This is a genomic window from Corallococcus terminator, assembly GCF_003611635.1.
In the GTDB taxonomy this organism is placed as follows: Bacteria; Myxococcota; Myxococcia; order Myxococcales; family Myxococcaceae; genus Corallococcus; species Corallococcus terminator.
The window spans coordinates 28,738-37,106 of record NZ_RAVZ01000055.1 but is presented as its reverse complement, the minus strand read 5'-3'; the positions used below and the strand labels follow the sequence as shown (position 1 = coordinate 37,106).

General features: G+C 70.7%; 8 protein-coding genes (1 of these 8 running past the window's edge). 2 read left to right on the top strand and 6 right to left on the bottom strand.

The genetic code is table 11. From position 1 onward, the window contains the following. Window positions 1-133 precede the first annotated feature (133 nt). Together D7V88_RS11095 and D7V88_RS11090 are read left to right on the top strand one after the other, a co-directional pair. Complete coding sequence (locus D7V88_RS11095) at window positions 134-883, top strand: endonuclease I family protein (protein WP_120540596.1); 750 nt, start codon at window positions 134-136, stop codon at window positions 881-883. 10 nt (window positions 884-893) lie between these two features. Further along, window positions 894-1,547 (top strand): hypothetical protein, encoded by a 654-nt coding sequence (locus tag D7V88_RS11090; protein ID WP_120540595.1) that lies wholly within the window; start codon window positions 894-896, stop codon window positions 1,545-1,547. A gap of 88 nt (window positions 1,548-1,635) precedes the next feature. Here the strand turns inward: D7V88_RS11090 and D7V88_RS44350 are convergent, their stop codons facing one another. The 6 genes from D7V88_RS44350 to D7V88_RS11060 form a co-directional block, all read right to left on the bottom strand. Continuing rightward, window positions 1,636-2,229, bottom strand: coding sequence for a hypothetical protein (locus D7V88_RS44350; protein ID WP_244238093.1), 594 nt, complete (start codon window positions 2,227-2,229; stop codon window positions 1,636-1,638). Window positions 2,230-2,234: 5 nt separating this feature from the next. Continuing rightward, entirely contained in the window at window positions 2,235-3,281 is a 1,047-nt protein-coding gene (locus tag D7V88_RS11080; protein WP_147448685.1) for a DUF4097 family beta strand repeat-containing protein, read from the bottom strand. Window positions 3,282-3,286: 5 nt separating this feature from the next. After that, window positions 3,287-3,709, bottom strand: coding sequence for a DUF2089 domain-containing protein (locus tag D7V88_RS11075; RefSeq protein ID WP_120540593.1), 423 nt, complete (start codon window positions 3,707-3,709; stop codon window positions 3,287-3,289). Window positions 3,710-3,757: 48 nt separating this feature from the next. Beyond that, window positions 3,758-4,498: a YqjF family protein gene (locus D7V88_RS11070; protein ID WP_120540592.1), complete on the bottom strand. Its 741-nt coding sequence runs from the start codon at window positions 4,496-4,498 to the stop codon at window positions 3,758-3,760. 89 nt (window positions 4,499-4,587) lie between these two features. After that, on the bottom strand, window positions 4,588-5,853 hold the full coding sequence (locus D7V88_RS11065; RefSeq protein WP_120540591.1) for an acyltransferase family protein: 1,266 nt from the start codon (window positions 5,851-5,853) through the stop codon (window positions 4,588-4,590). A 208-nt stretch (window positions 5,854-6,061) separates the two neighbouring features. Continuing rightward, window positions 6,062-8,369, bottom strand: the final stretch of a protein-coding gene (locus D7V88_RS11060) for a non-ribosomal peptide synthase/polyketide synthase (protein WP_120540590.1). It continues 25,244 nt past the right edge of the window; the window shows 2,308 of its 27,552 coding nt (coding positions 25,245-27,552); its start codon lies beyond the right edge, outside the window; it ends in the stop codon at window positions 6,062-6,064.

Sequence of the window (8,369 nt, the reverse complement as noted above, 5' to 3'; positions counted from 1 at the left end):
GCCCATTTCCGGGGATGTCACGGGTTGGGGCGGAAAAACCAACCGGGACGGAGGGAAAATGCAGGGGGCCACGCAACCGGGGCCGCCGGTGGGCGAGAATGGGTCATCCCCCACCTCGAATCCGAGGGCCGTCATGATCATCTCGTCCCGCCCGCTCTCCGCGCCCCGCACCACGTCGGCCTCCAGCTTCGAGACCGCCGCCCCGAAGAAGGCCCCCTTCAAGCAGGCGGCGCCGGTGGACGACTTCACGCCGGCCGGTCCGGACCCGCGCTACGACGGCCTGAAGGACAAGATCCTCATCAAGGCCCTGCACGACGCGGTCTCCAAGCACAAGGACCTGGGCTACAACGGCGCGCGCAAGGTCATCTTCACCACGCTCGACAACCATGACGGCTTCGTCAAGTGCGTCTACACGGGCAAGGAAGTGAAGACGGACAAGATTCCCAACAGCAACGTGATGAACACCGAGCACACCTGGCCGCAGTCCAAGGGTGCCACGGGCGCGGCAAAGGCGGACCTGCACCACCTGTTCCCCACCGACAGCAAGGCCAACTCCATCCGGGGCAACTACCCGTTCGGCACGGTGAAGAACGTGAAGTGGACGGAGAACGGCGCCAAGTTCGGCACCGACGAGAAGGGCCGCACCGTCTTCGAGCCGCCCGATGCGCACAAGGGCAACGTCGCTCGCGCGCTGTTCTACTTCTCCACCGTGTACAACAAGCCCATTCCGCCGGATGAGGAGTCCGTCCTCAAGCAGTGGAACACGCTGGACAAGGTCGACGCCGCGGAAGTGAAGCGCAACGACGGCATCGAGGCCGTCCAGCAGAACCGCAACCCCTTCGTGGACGACCCGACGTTGTCGGAGCGCATCGCGGACTTCTAGAGTCCGTCGCATGCCTCTTCCCGTCGCGCCCTTGTGGGCGCTCGTTCCCCTCCGCACCGATGGCGTGCCCCTCCTGAAGGTGGGCGGCACGCCCCAGGCGCCCGGTCCCCTGGACTGGCCCGTCTGCGAGATGTGCGGCAAGCCGCTGCGCTTCCTCTTCCAGCTTCCGCACATCGAAGGCCGGCTGGACCTGGCGCCCTACGCGTCGGTCCACGTCTTCCAGTGTGAGAACCCCGACTCCGTCTGCTTCCGCTGGGACCCGGAGGAGGGCGCCAACGCCGCGGTGCCGGTGATGGCGGGCGCGCCCGTCGTCGTCGAGTCCCCAGAAGGCGTGAAGCCCTACGCCGAGTGGATGCTCGGCTTCGAGCCCGCCACCGAGGACACCGAGGCCCTGTCGGTGGACGTCAACGAGGCCAGCGACGAACAACTGGCCGCGTTGGACCGCGCGCAGGAAGAGGCGCCGGAGAGCAAGGTGGGCGGCGTGCCCGGCTGGCTCAACGGTGACGCGACGCCCGAGTGCTGTGACGCGCCCATGCGCTTCGTCGCGCAGCTCGCCGCGATGCCGTACGGCCTGGAGTTCGGGGACAACGGCCGGGGCTACGTCTTCCGGTGCACCCGCGAGGACTGCGTGCGGCCCTTCCGCTTCCTCACCCAGGGCGCCTGAGCGCTCGGTCCGCCCAGGCGTCGGTGGCGTCCGCTAGACGCTCCGACGCCTTTCTGCTTCCTGTCGGGAGAGGCCCGGTGGGAAGCGGTCAGCGAAGGTCCTTCAGTCGCTGAGCCATGAGGGTCGTCGAGTCCTCCAGCCACTGGATGCAGGACTCCGGATTCGCCTGGATGCCCTGGGCCACGGCCTCCACGAAGACCGGCGGCACCCAACTGATGACGTAATCCTCCGACTGCTGGGCCGGTTCGGGATCCTCGCGGAACATGCCCACCCAGGTGTCCCAGGGCGGGACATTGTCGTCGTCGAAGAAACCGCCTGTCGCCATCGCGGCCCCGCCGTCGGAAGTCGTGTCATCTGGAAAGAAGACCAGCAACCGGCCTCCCCCCAGATCGCCAGGCGCTCGTGGGGACGCGGGCTCCGGTGAGGCACGCTTCACGGCATGTCCCCGCTCCCGGTGAACATGCTCCAGGGCGCTGAAGCGATGCTCGTCCACCAGGAGCCGGGGCCTCAAGGAAGGCGTGCGCAGGCAGGTGGCCGCCGTCTCCCGTCGGGCCCGGGGGCCACACCAATCGATCGTCTCCGTGAGCGACTCCTGGAACGCGTCCAGGGACTGGGCGCAATCCGGCGTGCTGTAGAGCAACCGTGACGGTCCCGGAGCGCGCTCGAAGGGGCCGCGGGGCATGAGCCTCATCGCTGCATCGCCGTCAGCAGCTTCTGCGCATCCTCCGCGCTGAGCTTTCCCGCCTCCACCAGGTCCAACACGCGGCGCATCTCCGCCTCGGGGATGCCGCCGGACGTAGGAGGCGTGGGAGGCGGCTCCGCCCGGTGATGCCGGGGGCCGTGGTGGTGGCCGTGATGCGACCAGGGCGGCGCGCCCCAGGAGTTCGCCCAGGCGTGCGCCCACTGGTTGGCGTGGCGTTCGGCGCGGCGCTGCCAGCGCTCCGCTTGGCGCTGCCAGCGCAGCGAGTCCTCTTCCCACGACGAGGTTTCGCTCCCTTCCTCCTCGGGACGCGCCCGGCCCGACTCGCGGATGCGCACAGACCCCAGCTCCGTCTCCATGAGCAGCGTCGTGGCGGCCTGGGGGTTGGAGGGATAACGCGTGTGCGCCGCGCCCAGCGAGGAGCGGGCCACGACGTTCACATCCAGCCCCGGCACCAGCCGCAGCTCCACCGCGCCCACCTTCGTGCCGATGCGGTGCTCGCCCACGTCCAGCGCGTCCACGTCCAGCTTCACCGCGCCCGCGTCGGCCTGGACGTGCAGCGTGCCGCCCACGCGCTCTCCGACGATGCGGCCCGCGCCCGTGCGCAGGGTCAGCTTGCCGTGCACGTCGCGCAGGCTCGCCGTGCCAGCGTCCGTGGACAGCTCCAGCGCGCAGTCCTTCAGTCCGGAGACGCGCACCGCGCCCGCGTCCAGCTTCAGCCGCGCGTGCACGTTGGCCGGCACGAACAGCTCCGCGTGTCCGCCCTGGCGCCAGAACAACGACAGGAAGCCCGCCTCGCGCGGCACCAGCTCCACCTTCGTCACCCGCCCGTGCTCGCGGATGCGCGCCTCCACCCGGCCGTGCGTGACGAGGTAGGGCTTCTCTCCCTCCGCCAACGGCGACACGACGAGCGCGGCGGCCGTCGCATGCAGCTCCAGCTCCGCCTGCTGTCCCCAGGGAATCGCGTGGCGCTGGGCACCGTCGCGCGCGGAAGCGGAGGACTCAGGGGACGGCGTCTCTTCGGGGTGCATCATGGGCATTACTCCCGTGCCTTCTTGAGGCGTTGGGCGGCCTCATCCGCATCGATGAGCCCGGCCGCGAGGTCATCGAGAATCTGGGCCCGGCGCGGGGATGCGCGCTCGCGGGCGGGAGGCGGCGGCGGGGGCGCGGACGGTGCGCCCGGCGTGCTGCCCAGCGCCTCCACCACGTCGTCCAGTCGCGCCACCACCGTCGGATAGGAGAGGCCCAGGGCCTGCTCCACGTCCTTGATCTTCCCCCGGCAGCCCATGAACACCCGCACGAAGGCGAGCTGCTCCGGCGACAACTGCTGCACCCACCCCGTCGTGAAGCGCCCCTCCACTGCGGACTCGCACCCCTCGCAGCGCACCCGTTCGATGACGGTGCCGCCTCCACAGACGGGACAGCGGGTCGGGACGGGCCAGGGGCTTTGGGTGGTCGGCATGGGCGTTGGGGTTCAGAAAATCAATTTCTGGATTGAGAATATTGATTCCTACGGGCTTGGCAAGGGGAGGAGTTCATTTCCTGGGAAGACCGACACCTCCGAACCGGTGGCCACGAAGGCGGAGTGGGGATTTCCCCGGAGGCACTCGGAGAAGGCGGGACCGTAGAAGCGGGCCACGTCGCAGTCGAAGGCGGTGTCCTGGGCCCGCCAGACGGTCCAGCGCGGGTGCTCCACGCGGTATTCCGCGCAGCCGCCGTCGCGCTGGGCGGTGTAGCCCCAGTAGTGCTCGGTGATGAATTCCTCCTGCGAGCCGGGCGTGCTCTCCGCCGGGCTCCCGAGCGTCCGGGCCGAGAGCTGGTGCCAGCGGCCCTGGGACTTCCAGGCGTACTCGACGTGGCCGGGCGCGCCCGTGTCGGCGCCGTCCATGTTCACGGCGTGGCGCATGGGGAGCGCGACGTAGGGCTCGTTGTAGAGGACGCGCGCCACGGTGGCGATGGCGAGCTTGGGGACGATTTCGCGCACGAACACCACGCCGCGCCGCCAGCCCTCGGGGCCCTGGCGGCGCACGTAGAAGCGCAGGTTCACCTCGTCGAAGTCCCGATGGAAGGGCACCGCGAGGCCGCGCACGCGGGTGTCGAGGAAGCGGAAGCCGACCATGCTCGCGAACGTGTGGCCCTGCCACGCGTCCAGTTCGGTTCCACGGGGGACGAGGGGCCGCAGCACCGCCGGGTCCACCTCGTAGTTGAGCATCAGCAGGTACCGCCACGTCGCCGTCAGGAAGGGGCGCATGGCGAAGGTGTAGCGCGCGCGGGACGCGCGGAGCTCGTGGGCCCAGGGCTCCTCCCTGGCCCTGGCTTCTGTCGGGCAGAAGCCCGGCCCTAACGCAGGGCGGGGCTGACCCGGTGTTCCTTGCCGGTGAGTCTCCGCTCCAGCCGTTCACGCCAGCGCAATGCGGGCCGCTCCACCCCGTGGTGCAGGAGGAGCGACGCGAGCAGCACCGCCACGGCCCCGCCGACCAGCGTGACGACGTGGAACGTGCCCAGGCCGTAAGGCTCCAGGGCGACGCGCACCAGGTGCTGCATGGACTTGTGCGTGAGGTAGACGGTGAAGCTCAGCACGGCGAAGGTCCGCACGCCCGGGATGCGGGCGCAGACGCGCGAGACGGCGGGTCCGGCCATCGACACCAGCAGCGCCGCGTACCCGAGCGCGGCCAGTGGGAAGGCCAGCACGGCGAAGGAGAACTCCCGGTTGTATTGCTGGTTCACGTACGCCGCGCCCCCCAGGCACAGCAGCCCGAACCCCGGCAGCAGCACGCCGGGCCGCTGCGTCCAGCGCTGCCACAGGGCGGGCCGGAAGACGCGCACGGTGGCGAGCAGCACACCGCACAGCAGCCCGTCGAGCCGCGCGTACGTCGGGTAGTAGAGGAACGTGTCGTAGTCACGCCAGGCCAGGTCGTCGGGGCCCAGGCTCCCGAAGAGGTGCAGCCACAGCCCGCCGCGCAGGAGCATCCCGCCCAGCATCACGGCCACCGCGCCCGCGAGCACATACGGCGCCCGGGCACGCCCGCGCAGCGCGAGCAGGGTGAGCGGCAGCACCAGGTAGAAGTGCTCCTCCACGCACAGCGACCACGCATGGGAGAAGCCGTTGCGGTGCAGGCCGAAGTTCTGCGTGAAGGTGAGGAAGCGCCACGCGGGCGTCACGAAGGGCCGCTCGCTCCAGGCGGGCACGAACACGTACAGCCCCAGCACGACGAGGAAGGGCGGCAGGATGCGCAGCGCGCGTCGCAGGTAGAAGCGCCGCAGCGACGGTGTCTCGCCCTTCGCCAACGGCTCCAGGAACTGCGCGCCGATGAGGAAGCCGCTGAGCACGAAGAACAGCTCCACGCCCGTCCAACCGAAGTTGGCGACCATCCGGTAGGTCTCGTGGTCCGGGGGACGCGGGTGGTGGAAGAGGACGACGAGGACGATGGCCAGTCCCCGGAGCAGGTCCAGGCCGGCGAGGTGACGCGATTCAGGCGTGTTCAGGGGAGCGGCTTTCGGCGGAGGGCGCGGGCCTGATGCTAGGTGGGTCGCGAGAAGTTCGTCACCAAATCGCGCCAGCCGCCAGGGACACCGTGGCGCAGAGGGGCGTGCCCCGCCTGCCATGCGCAAGCCCTTCCCATGAAGCCGGACAAATGAGGCTCTCCGGGTTCCATCCACCCTGGATTTCAACCTGCCGAGAAGTGCGCCGGGAGGGAGGTGCCGGGCTCCATCCTGCGCAACCTGTCCGACTGTCGGACAGGTTTGGACGCTGCGCCCACGGAGCTCAGGGACTCGGTGTCGATGCGCGGGCGGATGCTCCGCGTGGCTGTGGCTACCCGTACTTTCCGTCCGAACTGGACGGGGCGGCGAGCAGAGTCCGCAGCCGTTCGGCCAGCGCGTCCACGTGGGGCGGACGGACGAGGGTGAAGTGGTCTCCCGGCACGGTGTGCACCGTCACCCCACCGCGTGCGAGCGTCCCCCAGCCGAGTTCCGCCGGAGCCTCCGGGCCCTGTTCGGCCCGGAGCAGGACCAGCGCCCCGTCATACGGCCCGGGGACATAGGTCCTCGTGGCGCCCTGGTTCACCCTGAAGCGGTGCCACAGCTCACGCAGTTCCTCGTGGGCCGCCTCCTCCAGGCCCATGCCGATGCCCACGTCGGGCGTTGCTCCCAGCACCTGGCGCAGCTCCACCGGATCCACCCATCGCAGCACCTCCGCCGCGCGCGGGTGCATGTCCGCCAGCCGTGACAGGTGCGCCGCGAACTCCAGCACCTGCTGGCCCACGGCTTCGTCCGGGGTGAGGGCCTGGTCGGAGGCGGGCTCCTCGCCCATCGCGTCGATGACGACGAGCATCTCCACCGCTTCACCCCGGGCGCGGAGCTGGCGGGCCATCTCGTACGCCACGCGTCCGCCCATGGACCAGCCGCCCAGGCGGTACGGTCCCGACGGCTGCACGCCGCGCACCGATTCCAGGTAGCGCGTGGCCATGGCCTCCACCGTCGCTCCGGCACCGTCCTTCGGCACCTGGAGGCCGTAGAAGGGCTGGGCTGGATCCATGCGCCGCGCCAGCTCCAGGTAGCCCAGCACGCTGCCTCCCACCGGATGCACGCAGAAGAAGGGCGTGCGCTCGCCTCCCTTGCGCAACATCACCAGCGGCGAGTCCGAGGACGTCCCTGCGTCGATGCGCGCGGCCAGCCCCTCCAGCGTCGGTGCCTCGAAGAGGTCGACGACCGCGAGCCTCACGCTGAACAGCGACGCCGCCCGGGCCACCACCTGCGTGGCCAGCAGCGAGTGGCCGCCCAGGTCGAAGAAGCTGTCGTGCGCGCCCACGCGCGGCACGCCCAGCAGGTCCCTCCACAGCGCCGCCAGCCGCTGTTCGGTGGGCGTGCGGGGCTCGACGTGGCTGGTGTCCTCGTGGGTGCGGGACGGTTCCGGCAGCGCCTTGCGGTCCACCTTGCCGTTGGACGTGCGGGGCAGGGCCTCCAGCACCACGAACGTCGCGGGCACCATGTAGTCCGGCAGCCGCGCCGTCAGGTGCGCGCGCAATGCGGGCTCCTCCAGTGCCTTCTCGAAGCGGCCCACCGCGTAGGCGATGAGTTGCCGGCCCTGGGACGCGTCGTCGCGCGCCACCACCACGCACTCGCTCACGTCCGGATGGCGGGCGAGCACGGCCTCCACTTCGCCCAACTCCACGCGGTAGCCGCGAATCTTGAGCTGGTGGTCCGCGCGGCCCAGGAACTCGATGCGACCATCGTGCAGCCAGCGCACCCGGTCTCCCGTCCGGTACATGCGTGCGCCCGGCTGCGCCGCGAAGCCGTCCGGCACGAAGCGCTCCGCCGTCAGGTCCGGCCGGCCCAGGTAGCCCCGGCCCACGCTCGCGCCGCCGATGAACAGCTCTCCCGGCACGCCCGTGGGCACCGGCTGCCCGTACGCATCCAGCACGTACACGCGCACGTTGCCCAGCGGACGGCCCAGCGGCACCGACCGCGTCCCCGGTGTGCGCCCGCCGCGCTCCACCCGCTGCGCGAGCACGCCCACCGTCGTCTCCGTGGGGCCGTAGTGGTTGAACACCTCGCAGTCGGGGGCCAGCGCGTGGACCCTTTCCACCAGCGTCCACGAGACCGTGTCTCCGCCCAGCACCAGCCGGCGACGCGGCAGCAGCCGTTGCGCGTCCTGGCCCGCGAGCAGGGCTTCCAGGTGCGTGGGGACGATCTTCAAGCCCTGCACCTCATGCGCCCGGCCATACGCCACCAGCCTTCCCGCATCCGTCGCCGTGTCCCGGCCCACCAGGTGCACCGCGCCGCCCGCGCACAGCGTGGGGAACACCGCCGTGTGGCCCAGGTCCGCCGCCAGCGTGGACACCGTCGCGAACGACATGCCTTGAGGCAGCCCCAGCCGGTCGCTGACGCCCGCCACGTAGCAGGCGAGCTGACGGTGTTCGATGACCACGCCCTTGGGCTGGCCGGTGCTGCCCGACGTGTAGATGACGTAGGCCGCGTTGCCCGGAAGGACGCCCGTGTGGGGCGCCTCCTGGGGCTGCGCGTCCAGCAGCCCGTCATTCGCATCCAGGCGCACCTTCAGCTCGCCCTGCGAAGGCAGCGCGTCCGCCAGCGCTTCCTCCGTGACGAGGACCTGCACGCCC